The following is a 14,547-nucleotide window of genomic DNA, read 5'->3' on the forward strand; positions in this document are numbered from 1 at the left end:
CGCGATGGTCGACCCGGTTGCCAAGATCCGCATCGACAAGTGGCTATGGTATGCGCGGTTTTTCAAAACCCGCAGCCTGGCCGCCAAAGAAGTTGGTGCGGGTCATGTGCGGCTGAATGGGCAGAAAGCCCTGAAACCCGCACAGAACGTGACCGCAGGCGATGTGCTGACCTTTTCACAAGGCTCACAAGTCCGTGTTGTCGAGGTTTTGGACCTTGGCCAGCGGCGAGGACCGGCTAAAGAGGCGCAAACCCTGTATTTAGACAAAACCGAGTGGCGGGACGCTGTGCCGAAAAATCCGCGATTTGAGGGAAAGGGGCGTCCTGATAAGAAAGAGCGCAGGGCGCTTGATCTTACTCGTGGCCGCGACACCTATTGATCCCTTGAAGAACCAGGTAAGCTGGATTAGCTAGACGCCAAACAGACGAATGGAACCAAGACCCGATGACTTACGTCGTTACAGATAACTGCATCGCATGCAAATACACCGATTGTGTCGAAGTATGCCCGGTTGATTGCTTTTACGAGGGTGAGAACACCTTGGTGATCCATCCGGACGAATGCATCGACTGTGGCGTCTGTGAGCCGGAATGCCCGGCGGATGCGATTCGCCCCGACACCGATCCAGAAATGGATAAGTGGGTAGAATTTAACCGCAAATACTCTGAACTCTGGCCTGTTATCGTGTCCAAGAAAGACCCGATGCCCGGACACGAAGAGAAAGACGGCGAAGAGGGCAAGCTGGAGAAATATTTCTCTGAAGCCCCCGGCGAAGGCGGTTAAGTCACAGAGACTGCACTAATTTCTGCGCTTGCGAGATTCTGCGACGCAGAAAGGGAGGTCTCCCTTGGGTTGATTGGGCCTAGCTAATTCGCTTTCGAAAAGAGGAGCGCCTTTTAGGGGCTCTTTTTTTGTGGTATAATCGTTTGATCTAGAATGTTTCGTAGGGGACCGCTGGCTGGGCGATGGGGGAAGTCGCACAGCGTCAGTTCATGTTCAGAACCATCACCGATGCGAGCAACACGCGTTAGCTCGGCTGGTTGGTCTGTTCGCACTGACAGTCCTTCAAAAGCCGGTGGAACCGGTACGCAAGTGAGGAAAGACCTATATGACCAAATCGAAGAAGCTCGAGTTCCGCCCCGATGAATACGTCGTCTACCCGGCGCATGGTGTGGGACAGATCATTTCGATTGAAGAACAAGAAGTGGCAGGTTTCGCGCTCGAACTTTTTGTCATCACTTTTGAAAAAGACAAGATGACCCTGCGGGTTCCGACCAACAAAGCCGTCGAAGTCGGCATGCGCTCGCTCAGCTCTCCTGATGTGATTGAGCAGGCGATGAAAACCCTGAAGGGCAAAGCCAAAGTCAAACGTGCCATGTGGTCGCGTCGTGCGCAGGAATATGAGCAAAAGATCAACTCGGGCGATCTGATCGCAATTGCCGAAGTTGTTCGCGATCTGCACCGCGCCGATGATCAGCGCGAGCAGAGCTATTCCGAGCGCCAGCTGTATGAAGCGGCGTTGGAGCGTCTGACCCGTGAAGTTGCAGCCGTTGGCGGCAATGATGAGGTTCTGGCAGCCCGCAAAGTGGACGATGTTCTGACATCACGCGCCGCCGCCGCTGCGTAATCGCAATCGCAGTTGTGAATTTTGACCCATCGTCTGTCTCTGCGGGCGGTGGGTTTTTCTGTGTCGGCTTCAGGTCAGGCTGACCAGCGTCAGCAGGCAAAGGATTTCGGCGAGTTGTTGTGCGGCGCCCAGCGTGTCCCCCGTGCGTCCGCCGATCTTGCACTTAATCAAATGATATAGGCCAAAAAGCCCTAGCGCACCGACGACCACACAGACCAGCGCCGCGCCAACGCCAAGGGTGGTCCAGGCGACACTCATGGCAATCCCCAGCCCCAACGCGGCTGGGCGGCGGCTGGGGGTGCCCACGTGATGCGACAGCCCATGATCGCGCGCATTGGGCAGTGAGATCATCAGAACTGGCATCGCAGCCCGCGACAGGGCAGCAATCGGGATCATCACCCAGGCACCGATTGTGGCGATCAGCGTCGCAAGCGTCATCCACCGCAGCCCCAACGAGAGAATCAACGCCAGAACGCCGTAGGTGCCGATGTGGCTGTCCTTCATGATCTCCAGACGCCGTTCCTTTGTGTAGCCGCCCCAAAATCCATCAACCGTGTCCGCAAGCCCATCTTCGTGCATCGCGCCGGTAAAAAAGATGCAGAGCGTTAGCGCCAAACCTGCGCAAACCACATCTGGCTGGCCAAGATGTTGCAAAATCAATATTGTCAGGGTTGCAAAGCCACCAATGATCAAGCCGACAACGGGAAATGCCCATGCGGATTGGGCTTGGCGGTCCAAATCACTGTCAGGGACTTTGGGGACCGGTAACCGTGTAAGCAGGAGTAAGGATAAAGCAATGTCGCGTAACCTGATGTCGGTTTTCATCCTATTTGAGCCTTTGTTGGAGTATGATTGCGCGCCAGCGATGGATAAAGATGACGATACCGGTTAAAGCCTGTTCGAAATAAAGTTGCAATGAGGGCCGGGAATGCTTCCACAGCTTACCTCTCTGACAAAGTTCAAAGCGCTGCTTGCCGCGGCGCCAGGAATAAATAGTGATATCGAAGTTGCCGCCGCGGTGCTGAACGGTCAGTTGACAAAGCCGCCGGGATCTTTGGGCCGGTTAGAAGATCTGGCGATTTGGTATGCAAGCTGGCGCGGGAACTTGCGTCCGCAGCTACATATGCCACAGGTAATCGTCTTTGCCGGCAACCACGGCGTTGCCAAGCGCGGTGTGTCGGCCTTTCCAGCCGAAGTCACCGAACAGATGGTGCAGAACTTTGAACGCGGCGGCGCGGCGATCAACCAGTTGGCGCGTCTGGTTGCGGCGCAGCTGGATGTCGTGGCCTTGCAACTGGATCGGCCAACCCAGGATTTTACCCAAGACACCGCAATGAGCGAAGAGGAAGTTCTGGCGTCTCTGGCCGTTGGTTGGGAGGCTGTGGACCCCGCAGCGGATCTCTTGGTGGTTGGTGAAATGGGGATCGGCAACACAACGGCAGCCGCTGCCCTGTGTCACGCCCTGTTTGGGGGTACAGCCAGCGATTGGACCGGTCGGGGTACCGGTGTGGACAACGACGGCCTCGCCTCCAAAGCGCGGATTGTCGAAGACGGGGTTGCGGCCCATAAGGATCAAATCAACGACGGGCTTGATGCCTTGACCCGTTTGGGCGGGCGCGAGATCGCGGGTATGGTCGGTGCCATCGCCGCCGCCCGGATGCTGCGAATTCCGGTGATCCTGGATGGCTTTATCTGCTGTGCTGCGGCGGCCTGTCTGGCGGAGACGGTAGAGGGCGCGCTGGACCACACGGTGGCCGGTCATGTCAGCGCTGAATCTGCGCATCAGGCGTTGCTGGACCGAATTGGCAAAGTGCCGCTGTTGTCGCTGGACATGCGTCTGGGCGAAGGGTCCGGCGGGACATTGGCGATCCAAGTTTTGCGCGGGGCGCTGGCGTGCCACAGTGGTATGGCGACCTTTGACGAAGCGGGTGTCAGCGACGGTTGATCCGCGCGGGTCGGGCGAAAAACATCACAATGCGCGTCACCCGGTGTCGCGCACTTTTTGTTCGACCAGTTCCAGAAGCGCGGTTTCCAGGTCTTTTTCCAGCTCGCGAGCGCGGGCGATGTATTCGGCGTTCTGGCTAGCAGGGCGTTCCGGGTCCCAATGCTGGGCCAGATCCCGCACGGTTTTCCGGTCATGGGCAAAAAACGTCTGCTCGGCCTGGGCGGCCTCATATTCGGTGAGCCCAACATTTTCCAAGACATAGCGACCGGCGCGCAGGGCACTGTCAAACATTTCCCGCACGATGTCATCGGCCCCCGCTTTATAAAGGTCATAGACGTGATGGCGATCGCGGGCGCGGGCAATGATATGCAGGTCCGGATAGGTGCGGCGGGCATATTCCGTCAGCCGCGTGGTGTAATCCGGATCGTCCAGCGCCACCACCAGCACCTTGGCCTTGGCGATGCCGGCGGCCTTTAACAGCTCCGGGCGGGTAGGGTCACCAAGAAAGCTTTTGACCCCAAAGCGCCGCATCAACTGCACCGTCTCGATATCGCTGTCCAGCACCACAGTGTTATAGCCGCTGGCGCGCACCAGACGGTTGACGATCTGCCCAAAGCGGCCGATGCCAGCCACGATCACCGGGCCGACCTCATCAATTTCATCGGCGTCGGGTTCAACGGGCGTGCTGTCGCGCATGTGCCGCGACAGGCGATCATAGATGATAAACAGCAGCGGCGTGATCAACATCGTCAGGGCGATCACCAGCAGCAGCTTTTCTGACAGGCTTTCGGGCAGGATCGACAGCTGGTTGATAAAGGCCAGCAGCACAAAGCCAAACTCGCCCGCTTGGGCAAGGCCAAGGGTGAACAGCCAGTGATTGCGCTGGCGCAGACCAAACATGCGCCCGACCACAAACAGCACCGCGCCCTTGGCCAGAATGACCAACACAGCCAGGCCGATCAGATCTCCGGGATTGGCCAGAAACAGGTGGTAATTGATGCCGGCGCCCACGGTGATGAAGAACAGCCCCAGGAGCAGCCCCTTGAACGGTGTCAGGTCGCTTTCGATTTCATGGCGAAACTCCGAGTTCGCCAGAACCACTCCGGCCAGGAATGCGCCGAGGGCAGGGGACAGGCCAACCAAAGTCATCAGGAATGAGATGCCGACAACGATCAGTAGGGCTAGGGCCGTGTACATCTCACGCAGGTTTGCAGCGTGGATAAAGCGAAAGACTGGTCGTGTCAGATAGATACCCGTCAGAATAATCGCAGCCAATGCGGCCAAAGTGACTAGGGCGACGCCCCAACCGGGCAACCCGTCCACCAGAGAAAGGTTAAACCCATGATCGCCGCCGTGGCCCGCTTCATGTTCCAGCCCGCGGGCAATGGATCCATCGGGGGCAAATTGCGGCGATTGGCCGACAGCCAGCAGCGGCAACATGGCGAGGATCGGGATGACCGCGATGTCTTGGGTCAGCAACACGGCAAAGGTCGCACGACCGCCTCCGGTCTGCATCAAGCCTTTCTCGGACAGGGTTTGCAGCACGATCGCGGTGGACGACAGCGACAGGGCCAGTCCGATAGCCAGTCCCATCTGCCAAGTCAGGCCAGCGGCCAGTGAGGCGCCCATCAACAACAGCGTGCTGAACAGGATTTGCCCGCCGCCAAGTCCTAACAGATTGCGCCGCATCGCCCAAAGAGCGCGCGGGTCAAGTTCCAAACCGATCAGGAACAGCATCATCACAACGCCGAATTCCGCCACATGTTGCAGATCTTCGGTTTCTGCGCCGACAAGCCCCAGGATGGGTCCGATGATGATCCCAGCTGCAAGGTATCCCAGCACGGAGCCGAGCCCCAAGCGTGCAGACAAGGGAACGGCGATGACGGCGGCGGCCAGGTAAATCGAGGCTTGGTACAGAAAACTTTCCATGCGTTTGTTATGGCAAGGTAACGGGGGCAGGGGCAACGATTTTACCGAAGGGTAGGCGGATTGCACCCTTAGCTTGTCACGTAAACAATGCGGACAGGGAAAAATCGATGGATAGCCGTCCATACGGAAGCATTTTAGGTGCAATCTATCGGGAGAGATGTCTTTTGAAGCGAGCTGGATTGATGGACGCAAACCAAACTGAAGCGCACCGCCTATAGGGCGGCGCTGTTTTGAGGCGGCCAAGTCGAGAAAGGGATTAGTCTTCGACTGCACGGATATCCGTGCTGAGGTTGGCAATTCGTTCCAGCCGCTGCGAGATCCGTTCTTGGAAGTTTCCAAGCTGGTCGATGATATCAGAGAGCGTTTCACCGGATTCCGGTAGGCGTGCGCTTTCGATCTTACACAATACACGTGTCGAGCTCAGGCCAAGGAAATGACGGTGCATGACCTGGCAGGCGCGAAGAATGCGTTCTGCTTCGCTGTCGACCTTTTGCATTCCTGCTTCGGCGTCTTTCACTTGGGTCTTTACCAGTTCAGCTAATATGTCGCGCTCGGTGCTCATGTCGATTCCATCAAGATCGCGCCGCTCCTTTTGCAGTTGGTCATTACACTCGGTGAGCATCTGAACCATACATTCGACAAACAGGCTGTTGTGCACGCTATCTTGCAGCGCTGCAAAATTGCTGTTTTTGCCCATCACATGCGCCGAGAACCAATCACTCATCTCGCGCGACATTGCGCCATAGTTCTGCGACAGAACGGTTACCGGCCCTCCCGAAGGTTCAATGCGCGATGCGATGACCCGCAAGTTATGGGGAATGGTATTCATCGCCTCAAAGTCTTGCACCAACCCTTCGGTCTCTTCCACCAGGGTGTTCGCATTCGTTAGCATTTTGCGCAGGTTATCGATGTTGAGGCAGGAATTATTACCCAGAGCTTCGCTCCGAGCTAGCAGTTCTTCGCATAAGGCGTGAAGCGCGAATTCCTCATAAGAGGCGAACCCCTTTGCGTTGAGGATTTCGAGCATGTTCGCAGCGCTGTCTTCGGGCTGTAAACTGTATTCTTGTTCGGCTTTCAAAAGCTCCGCGTAGTCGCGCTGGATCTCACTGAAAACCTTGCTAGAAGGTTTGATTCGAGCTGACAAGTATCCGTCGCCACAGGGCACAATCACCGCATAGACCCAATAGTGCAAACCGTCCTTGGCGCGGTTCTTCACATAGGCTCCCATGATCTTGCCCTGTTTGATCGTCTCCCAAAAAATATGAAAGACACCACGCGGCATGTCGGGGTGGCGGATGACACTATGGGGAGCTCCCAGAAGCTCCTCCCAGCTGTAGTTCGAGACCCGCTTGAATACGTAGTTTCCGGCACGAATTGTGCCTTGCCCATCCGTGCGCGAGAAGAAGACTTCGTTCAGAGCAAAGGGAGCTTCACCACTTTTGGGGCGCTGTTCTATACGGCGATCCACATATGACACGGCAAAATCCATCCTATAGGGTAAGTTACCCTGTGGTCTAACGACTAAATGTTCCCAAGCCGTTAAACGACGACTGTCAAATCGTTCAAAAACAATCTGTAACTGCGGGTATTTGCTCAGGGGAAAAGGCGCGGACGTGCCTGTTTCATCAAATGATCGCAGGCGGTTGTCGGCGTTTTGCCTGTGGCTGAGCGCAAGTTCTGCACTATAGATCAGCGACAAAAAACTCGCGGATCACGGATATTTTGTGATCATCCGTTGGGCAGGCGCAAAGTGTGGTTGCGGCCGCGTTTCTGATACAGCAGGCGTTGGTTGTCGATGGCGGTGACGCGACCACCGTCGATGTTGTCACCGACCTTTACACGGCGAATACGACCCGACGGCATGCGCACCAGGGCACGGCGATCCGAAGCTGACCCGCTGATGCCAATCAAGTTCAAATCCCGCAGGTCAATCACATTTGCAACGGTGGCCTCACGGGCGACATTCGCGCTGGAGGGGATGCTAGGGGTCACAGTGGCCACTGCAGCGACGGGCGCGGCGGCTGGTTGTGGCGTTGCCTTGGCACGGGCGACGAGACGTTGGAAATTTGAAGGTCGCTGGCGCGGAATAACGGAATTTCCAACCGCGAGCGCCGTGGCGGGCGGCAGGTCTTCTGCGGCGTTTGCGACGGCAGGGGCCTCGGGTTCGACAACAGCAGGGATCAATCCAGCGGGACGCGCACGGGGGCGCACTTTTGCCAGTTCATCCAGGTTTAAACCGCCAAAGCGCGCGCGTTCTGCCCGGTCCTGCAGGTCCGCGGGGCGTGGGCGAGGGCGGACACGTGCAATTTGCGGCGCAACCGGGGCTTCGACAATGGGTTCAAATTCAGGACGGGTCGGTGGGACTTTGGCCGGGCGGCCCAGATAGATGGTGACGCCATCGGGGTTCAGCGCGCCTTCTGGGGTGGCAACGACCAGTCCGCGTTCATCCAGATCGAATTCACTGTCGGCCGGCACCGGAGAGGGCAGGGCGTTCTGGATTCGATCGGTGGAAAAACGACCAGAGTTCGGTAAGGCAATCGAATCGCGTGCCAAATCGCTGTTGTCGATGGAGGCGACATAGATGTCATCCAGATCCGCTCGATTCGCGGTTGCATCCGGCGCCAGCCCTTCGGGGATTTTCTGCCAAATTCCCGTAGCGGCATAGGTCGTGCGGTGGGACAGATCATCAAGCTCGGGCGTGGCAATAGGGTCAAGCAGGGCCAGTGCATCGGCTTCGGCCTCTGGGTCAATTCCGACGTCAGGCGGGGTCTGCGCCAATTGGGCGGCGTCATCTGTCGCGGGGAGCGTGTCGGATGGTTCGGTGGCGGGCACCGGGGCCGTCTCCGGCGGTTCTGGACGCGCAGCAATGTCTTCGGCGTGCAACGCGTCCAGAACCGCCGTGTCGGTGGGGCTGAGTTCGGGAGAAGGGGGTGGCGTGATCTCGGCAAGGTCAGTGCGCTCGTCCACGGTGGCGGGCGATGCGTCGGGGGCTGCTCCAACAAGCGGTTGTTCGGCTGGGGTCGAATCCCCAGCCGGGGCCGCATCCTCGACAGATGCGCCCGTTGGGGCAGTCGGTGTTGTGTCTTGGGGGGCGATGTCGCGCGTCGTGTCGACAGGGTCCGGCAGCAATGTGGCCGGTTCAGGTGTTTCAAACGCCGGATCACGGTCATCAAACCGAGCGTCCGACCAGAAAGCAACCGCCGCAACCACGGCCATCAACAACAGCAAAAGCGAGGTCAGCATCAGCCCCAGGAACCGGGGTTTGCCGCCAATCGCACGCGCAACCGCACCGGTTTTGGGTTTGCCAGTTTTTTCGGCCTCATATTCCGCGCGGGCAGCGGCTGCGTCACGCGCGGCTTTTGAGCCTGCGGGGACTGCGATTTGCTTGGGTTTGATCTGTGCCAGGACGGCGCCAGCGTCGGGTTTTTCTGACGCATCCCCTTGGGCCAAAATACGCGCCGCTGCGAGCGCATCGGCCACAGGTGGTTTGGAGGCTTTGGCCGTTACTTTGGGTGCTGTTGAAGCCTCGGCAGCAGCGGCGCCGACTGGCGTGTTTGTTGAGCGCACGGCAGATAGGGTTGGAATGCGCGAAGCCGGGCGTTGCGTGGCAGGCACGGGTTTTGCAGCGCCCAGATCGGGGCTTGCGGTGCGTCGGCTGGTAAAGCCAACCACGGGAGGTTTGGGCGTATCCTCAGGTGTTTCAACCGTTTCTTTTGGAGCCTTGGCCGTGGGCGTGGGCGAAGGGGTGTCCTGCGTTGGGGCTGCCAAATTGGCAACCGCGCTAAAGTCCAGCGATTCTGGCAAGCCGGTTGGTTCCTGCGGAGAGACCTTGTCAGGCAGGTCATCGCGCGCCAGAGCTTGCGCCGCACGGGCGGACAGTTGCGCGGCCACATCTTCCACCGTTGGACGGCGGGGCGGTGTTGGCACGTCTGGCGTTGCGGGCGCGGGGGTGTCGTCTGCCTGCTCGGGCAACGCGTCACGTGGCGCTGCATTTGATGTCTGGTTTTCAGCGTCTTGTGTGTCTTCGCTTGCGGCCTTGGTCAGATCATTTGCTGCCGAGTGCGGGGCCAGTTCATCTTCCAGATCGTCAGCGGCTGGGCTGTCCAGATCACTTGAGCCCGCATCAACTCGGTCTGCGTCAACTGGGGCGTCTGGGACTGCAATGTCCGCCGTTTCAGTCAGCTCAGGTTCCTGTGCTGCATTTTCGGCGGCGACAGATGCTTCACTGGCTTCAACAGCTTCTCCGACCGGGTCCGGTTCTGGCAGCAGGGCAGGGCCAATGTCGACTACGGCGATGCCGTCAGGTGTCACTTCGGCGCCTTGCAGTGCGGCAGTAGGGCCAAAGAACGGCTCGCCCAGGAAGCCATGTTCGCCGGGCTGTGCCACAAAACTCGCGGGGTTAAACCCGTGGATCTGGGCGAAATGTTCCGCCTCTTGCAAGGTCTCATAGGCGACGGCGGCGGTATGGGTGCGCGTGCCATCGGCGCTGATGTCAAAGGCCAGTTCGTGCAGTTCATAAGGTGTGGCATCGGCGAGGGCGAGGCGGACTTCGGCCAGGCGCGTCTCGTCACTGATGTCACCGGTGTCCAGCGTCAGATAGCGGATCTGGTCATTGGGCAGGATCAGCTTACAGCTCATCGGGCTGGCATAGTCCAACCCTTTGCTGCGCAAGTCCGCCAGATCCGCATCCAGATCGGGGCTGTCAAATGTGACCATCCCCACATTGCGCCATCCCCCGGACGCACGGTGCAAGAGGGTTATGCCTGTCGATGACAAGGAAAGTGCAAAACTCGGTTTCATTCCGCCGTCAAACCATCATTTTTATTGTGAGCCTGCGCATCATGCTGGGGCTTTCTTTTATCGTCGCATCTTAACCAAGGAGGTGCAAAAGTTAAAGAACAAGACGCGCATACCTCTTGTAAAGTGGCGGAGGGTTGCCTTGATTTGAACTGTTATTGAGGAGGGTTCCGGATGGAACAAAGTTGGTATCAAAGACTTGCCCCTGTGGCGGTTGTATCTATGTGCGTTTTGGCGACGGCTGCGCCGGTTGCGGCGGAATCAGATGCCGCCCATGTGCGCAAAATCCAAGTGAGCGGTGAGGCGCAGATTTCGGCGGTGCCGGATATGGCGACCTTGACCCTTGGCGTCAGCAGTTTCGACGAAGAGGCGCAGACCGCCATGCGCACAACCTCACGCAAGATGGTGGCGGTGATCGACACATTGGTCGAAGCCGGGATCGCATCCGAGGATATGCAGACCAGCCAGCTGAGCCTGTCGCCCCGGTGGGAGCAGGACCGCACGGTCAATGGTCAGGGGCGGCGCTATGTCGTGGGGTTTGAAGCCTCCAACATGTTGACCATCCGCCTGTTTGATCTGGACAATGTTGGCCCGGTTCTGGATCAGGTTCTGGCAGTTGGCGCCAATCATTTCAGGGGTTTACGCTTTGGCGTGCAGGACACCGACGCATTGCAAGACGCTTTGCGCGTGGCGGCTGTTCAGGACGCGATGGCCAAGGCGACACTTCTGAGCGAGGCCGCTGGTGCCCAATTGGGGGCGGTGCGCCAGATCACCGACCAAAGCGGGCATCGCGGTGGGCAGATGATGGCCATGGAGGCCGCGCGCAGCGATTTTGTTCCCATCGCGCCGGGATCGCTGGAGTTCAATCACTCCGTCTCGGTCGTGTTTGATCTGGATGTCAGCGAATAGCAAAACAACGGGCGCGCCCTGAACAGCGCGCCTGGTTTTCAGTCTTAGGCGGTTGCCGCAGCCAGCGCCTGATCCAGATCGGCGATCAGATCCTTGGCGTCCTCAATCCCGATTGACAGGCGCACCACATTTGGGTTGGCGCCAGCCGCCTCTTGCTGTTCTGGCGTGAGCTGACGGTGGGTGGTGGAGGCCGAATGGATGATCAGCGACCGGGTGTCGCCCAGGTTGGCCACATGGCTGAACAGGTTCAGCGCATTCACCAATTTGACGCAGGCGTCATAGCCATCTTTGAGCGCAAAGGTAAACAGACCGCCCGTGCCCTTGGGGTAGCAGCGCTGCGCCCGCTCATAATAGGGCGAGGACTTCAGCCCGGCGCAGGTCACATAGTCGACGGCCGGGTGTTGTTCCAGCCAGCTGGCGACTTTGACCGCGTTTTCAACGTGACGCTCCATCCGCAGCGACAGGGTTTCGATCCCCATCAACGTGTAATGCGCCGCTTGCGGGTTCAGGGTCATGCCTAGATCGCGCAGGCCAATGGCGATGGAGTGGAAGGTAAAGGCCATGGGGCCCAATGCCTCGTGAAAGACCAGACCGTGATAGGCGGGTTCGGGCTGCGACAAGGAGGGGAATTTGTCGTTGGCGGACCAGTCGAATTTACCACTGTCCACAACGCAGCCACCGGTGACGGTGCCATTGCCGGTCAGGTATTTGGTGGTGGAATGCACCACCAGCGTCGCGCCGTCTTTGATCGGGTTGCACAGGTAGGGCGTGGCGGAGGTATTGTCGATGATCAGCGGGATGCCTGCCGCGTCGGCCACATCCGCGATCGAACGAATATCGGTGACATAGCCACCGGGGTTGGCAATGGACTCGCCAAAGATCGCGCGCGTGTTGTCATCAATGGCTGCAGCAACCGCTGCTGGATCGTCAAAATCGACAAATTTCGCAGACCAGCCAAAGCGTTTGATGGTCTGGCTGAACTGGGTCACCGTGCCGCCATAAAGCCGGGTCGAGGCCACCACATTGCAGCCCGGACCCATCAGCGGGAACAGCGCCATGATCTGTGCCGCATGGCCCGAGGAACAACATACCGCACCCGCGCCACCTTCCAGCACCGCAATCCGTTCCTGCAATGCAGACACGGTTGGGTTGGTCAGGCGGGAGTAGATATATCCCACTTCTTCCAAGTTAAAGAGTTTGGCCGCATGTTCCGCATCGCGAAACACATAGGCCGTGGTCTGGTAAATCGGGGTCTGGCGGGCGCCAGTTGCGGGATCGGGTTGGCTGCCTGCGTGAACTTGCAGCGTGTCGAACCCATAGGTGGTACCATCTGTCATAACTCATAAACCTCCCTGTTACTGAGGGCGGAGGTTAGGCATCGTATGCGTGGCTTACAATAGGGTGGGCGCAGAAGGAGGCCCGCAAAATGGCTTCAGCGGATCCAGAAGCCTTCGGCTTTGATCAGCTTGCGGATTGCCTGTTCGCGCCCCGGTAGATTGTCGCGGTCAAACAGGGCGCGCACCTTGTGGCCCTTGCCCTGATAAATCATGCGTTTCATCGGCTCATAGGTTTTCAGGACCTTTTTCAACCAGTTGGGGGCGGCCACCTGTTCCAAGACCTCGATCACGCGGTCGCTTTCGCGGGCATAAAGCAGGGGGAACAGACGGTAATGGCAGCTGACTTCGCCGTCCAGATAACCCGCAGGCAATGTGTCGCGGCCCCCACCCAAAGCATGGATCACCAGCGGCAGGGCCACCTGATCCAACCAGGGATCCATCGGCTGGCCCACCAGTTCGATCGGCGGATCGTCTTGAATGGTGCGCGCATAGTCGAGAAACAGCGCGCCGAATTTCGCAGGGCAAGATCCAAAGAAAAACCCGGCATTGAAATAGAGGTAGCGTCGCCAAAACTCGTCCGGCTGATCCAGATCGAGGCTGGTGTCGAAATCCAGCTCAAACCGGTCATAAAGCGATTTCCAGATGCCGGTGTAGCCGGGGCCATACAGCGTCGGTTTCGGCCAGGTCTGGGTGCAGTTGAGCGAGGCTGACGGGCGATCAAAGTCGAAGGGGACTTTGGTGATGTCGCCGGTGATCAGCGTATCGCTGTCAAAGAACACAAAGGGCTCACCTGCGGGCAGGGCCTGCAGCAGCTCGATCTTGTTGCCATGGGGGTAGCGCGCGCCAAAGACTTTGTTCTCAAACGGTAAAATCGTGGCGTTGAGGCGGGCAAAGGTCTCCAACACCGCGCCATCGCGTAGGCTTGGATCACGGGGCCACAGATCATTGGGTTGGGGCGTGGCGACAAACAGCTTGCCTTTGAAATCCGGCGACATCTGCCGCAAGGAGGCCGCAAACAACAGCGCTTCATACTGCAGGCGGCCGGCCTGAGCGACGACGACAATGTTAAAGGCGGGATCGGTCATATGTCAGGATTTCCGCGAGGGTAGGAAGAAAAGAGAAAACGGTGTCAGGTGGAAATAAGGGTGACACCGTCCAACTGGTCAATAAGCTCAAGATCGCGGTCATACGCGTCCGAGGCCTCTTCGATAATGCTATCGGTCCAATCGGGCATGTCGAGCTCTTCCTCGACCTCATCATCCAGCGCGTATTTGTCGAGAAAGGCCAGGGTGACCCGCTGTTTCTGCTCCTCATTCAGCTCTTGATGCTGATGCATATAGGCCCGTAAGCGCTGCATGCCTTCCTTGGACATGATCGCAGACAGAAGATCCATGCCCCCGTTGATACGCGCGCCCGGTTCAATCCCGCCCATGTGGCGGATCACCTGGGCCCAGATCATCGGCAGATCCTCGTAACACCAGACAGTGATCGGGATCTCAGGGAAGTTTCGCCGCAGACGCAGCAAAAGTTCCGACCAATGGATGTGTATCGGGTCATTGTCGCGCCGCAGCTCACGTTTGCGCTGGTGGTTGGCGTTCTCCAGCAGCGCCGGCACAAATCCTACCGGGCTGCGTAAGGACAGGTGCAAATGCAGGTCGTCCTGAGCAAACAATTGCTTCAGATAAGAGACGCGCTGTTCGGCGTGCGGGTACAATTGGTTGTCGCTCAACGCCATACGCTGGGACCCCCAGAAATGCGGGTTGGACAGGATCACGCGGTCCGTATCCTCGCCGTCCAAAATAGCATCCCACAGGGCCTGTCCTTGTGTGTCGGCTGGTCGCCCATCTTCCATCGCGGCCATGCAACCCTTGATCAGTTCACGATATTTTCCGGGGCCGGGCACAGCGGTGCGGGTTTTGACAAAGATTTCCTTGTTGCGCAGCAAGCTTTTCATCAACCGGTCTTCCTCGGTCGCATGTGCGCCACAATGAATGTTTACCTGC

12 protein-coding genes are annotated in these 14,547 nt (G+C 58.3%); 5 read left to right on the top strand and 7 right to left on the bottom strand.

The annotated features are described in order from the left end of the window. The first annotated feature begins 4 nt into the window (after positions 1 to 4). From KMP13_RS09940 to KMP13_RS09950, 3 genes are all read left to right on the top strand, one after another. Positions 5 to 379: an RNA-binding S4 domain-containing protein gene (locus tag KMP13_RS09940; RefSeq protein WP_215265698.1), complete on the top strand. Its 375-nt coding sequence runs from the start codon at positions 5 to 7 to the stop codon at positions 377 to 379. Positions 380 to 444: 65 nt separating this feature from the next. After that, positions 445 to 783 (top strand): ferredoxin FdxA, encoded by a 339-nt coding sequence (gene fdxA / locus KMP13_RS09945; protein WP_215265699.1) that lies wholly within the window; start codon positions 445 to 447, stop codon positions 781 to 783. Positions 784 to 1,108: 325 nt separating this feature from the next. Beyond that, positions 1,109 to 1,627, top strand: coding sequence for a CarD family transcriptional regulator (locus KMP13_RS09950; protein ID WP_215265700.1), 519 nt, complete (start codon positions 1,109 to 1,111; stop codon positions 1,625 to 1,627). A 69-nt stretch (positions 1,628 to 1,696) separates the two neighbouring features. On the opposite strand, the gene cobS is transcribed toward KMP13_RS09950, so the two are convergent. Beyond that, positions 1,697 to 2,452 carry an adenosylcobinamide-GDP ribazoletransferase gene (gene cobS / locus KMP13_RS09955; RefSeq protein ID WP_215265701.1) on the bottom strand — a complete coding sequence of 252 codons (756 nt, stop codon included), beginning with the start codon at positions 2,450 to 2,452 and terminating at the stop codon, positions 1,697 to 1,699. Between the two features lie 103 nt (positions 2,453 to 2,555). Here cobS and cobT point away from each other — a divergent pair, with 103 nt between their 5' ends. Further along, the gene (gene cobT, locus KMP13_RS09960) at positions 2,556 to 3,572 is read left to right on the top strand and encodes a nicotinate-nucleotide--dimethylbenzimidazole phosphoribosyltransferase (RefSeq protein ID WP_215265702.1); all 1,017 of its coding nucleotides are present in this window, start codon (positions 2,556 to 2,558) and stop codon (positions 3,570 to 3,572) included. A 36-nt stretch (positions 3,573 to 3,608) separates the two neighbouring features. On the opposite strand, the gene KMP13_RS09965 is transcribed toward cobT, so the two are convergent. The 3 genes from KMP13_RS09965 to KMP13_RS09975 all read right to left on the bottom strand — a co-directional run bounded on the left by KMP13_RS09965 (position 3,609) and on the right by KMP13_RS09975 (position 10,217). Further along, complete coding sequence (locus KMP13_RS09965) at positions 3,609 to 5,501, bottom strand: monovalent cation:proton antiporter-2 (CPA2) family protein (RefSeq protein ID WP_215265703.1); 1,893 nt, start codon at positions 5,499 to 5,501, stop codon at positions 3,609 to 3,611. A gap of 256 nt (positions 5,502 to 5,757) precedes the next feature. Continuing rightward, positions 5,758 to 6,978, bottom strand: coding sequence for a PAS domain-containing protein (locus KMP13_RS09970; RefSeq protein ID WP_215265819.1), 1,221 nt, complete (start codon positions 6,976 to 6,978; stop codon positions 5,758 to 5,760). Positions 6,979 to 7,229: 251 nt separating this feature from the next. Beyond that, positions 7,230 to 10,217 (bottom strand): hypothetical protein, encoded by a 2,988-nt coding sequence (locus KMP13_RS09975; RefSeq protein ID WP_215265704.1) that lies wholly within the window; start codon positions 10,215 to 10,217, stop codon positions 7,230 to 7,232. Positions 10,218 to 10,472: 255 nt separating this feature from the next. Here KMP13_RS09975 and KMP13_RS09980 point away from each other — a divergent pair, with 255 nt between their 5' ends. Continuing rightward, positions 10,473 to 11,207, top strand: a complete 735-nt coding sequence (locus KMP13_RS09980) for an SIMPL domain-containing protein (protein ID WP_251363780.1) — start codon at positions 10,473 to 10,475, stop codon at positions 11,205 to 11,207. Between the two features lie 44 nt (positions 11,208 to 11,251). Here the strand turns inward: KMP13_RS09980 and KMP13_RS09985 are convergent, their stop codons facing one another. The 3 genes from KMP13_RS09985 to KMP13_RS09995 form a co-directional block, all read right to left on the bottom strand. Continuing rightward, on the bottom strand, positions 11,252 to 12,544 hold the full coding sequence (locus tag KMP13_RS09985) for an O-acetylhomoserine aminocarboxypropyltransferase/cysteine synthase family protein (protein WP_215265705.1): 1,293 nt from the start codon (positions 12,542 to 12,544) through the stop codon (positions 11,252 to 11,254). 95 nt (positions 12,545 to 12,639) lie between these two features. Continuing rightward, positions 12,640 to 13,629: a hypothetical protein gene (locus KMP13_RS09990; RefSeq protein ID WP_215265706.1), complete on the bottom strand. Its 990-nt coding sequence runs from the start codon at positions 13,627 to 13,629 to the stop codon at positions 12,640 to 12,642. Between the two features lie 44 nt (positions 13,630 to 13,673). Next, the gene (locus tag KMP13_RS09995; RefSeq protein ID WP_251363781.1) at positions 13,674 to 14,498 is read right to left on the bottom strand and encodes a hypothetical protein; all 825 of its coding nucleotides are present in this window, start codon (positions 14,496 to 14,498) and stop codon (positions 13,674 to 13,676) included. Positions 14,499 to 14,547: the final 49 nt, after the last annotated feature.

The organism is Epibacterium ulvae, assembly GCF_018678075.1.
Lineage (GTDB): Bacteria > Pseudomonadota > Alphaproteobacteria > Rhodobacterales > Rhodobacteraceae > Epibacterium > Epibacterium ulvae_A.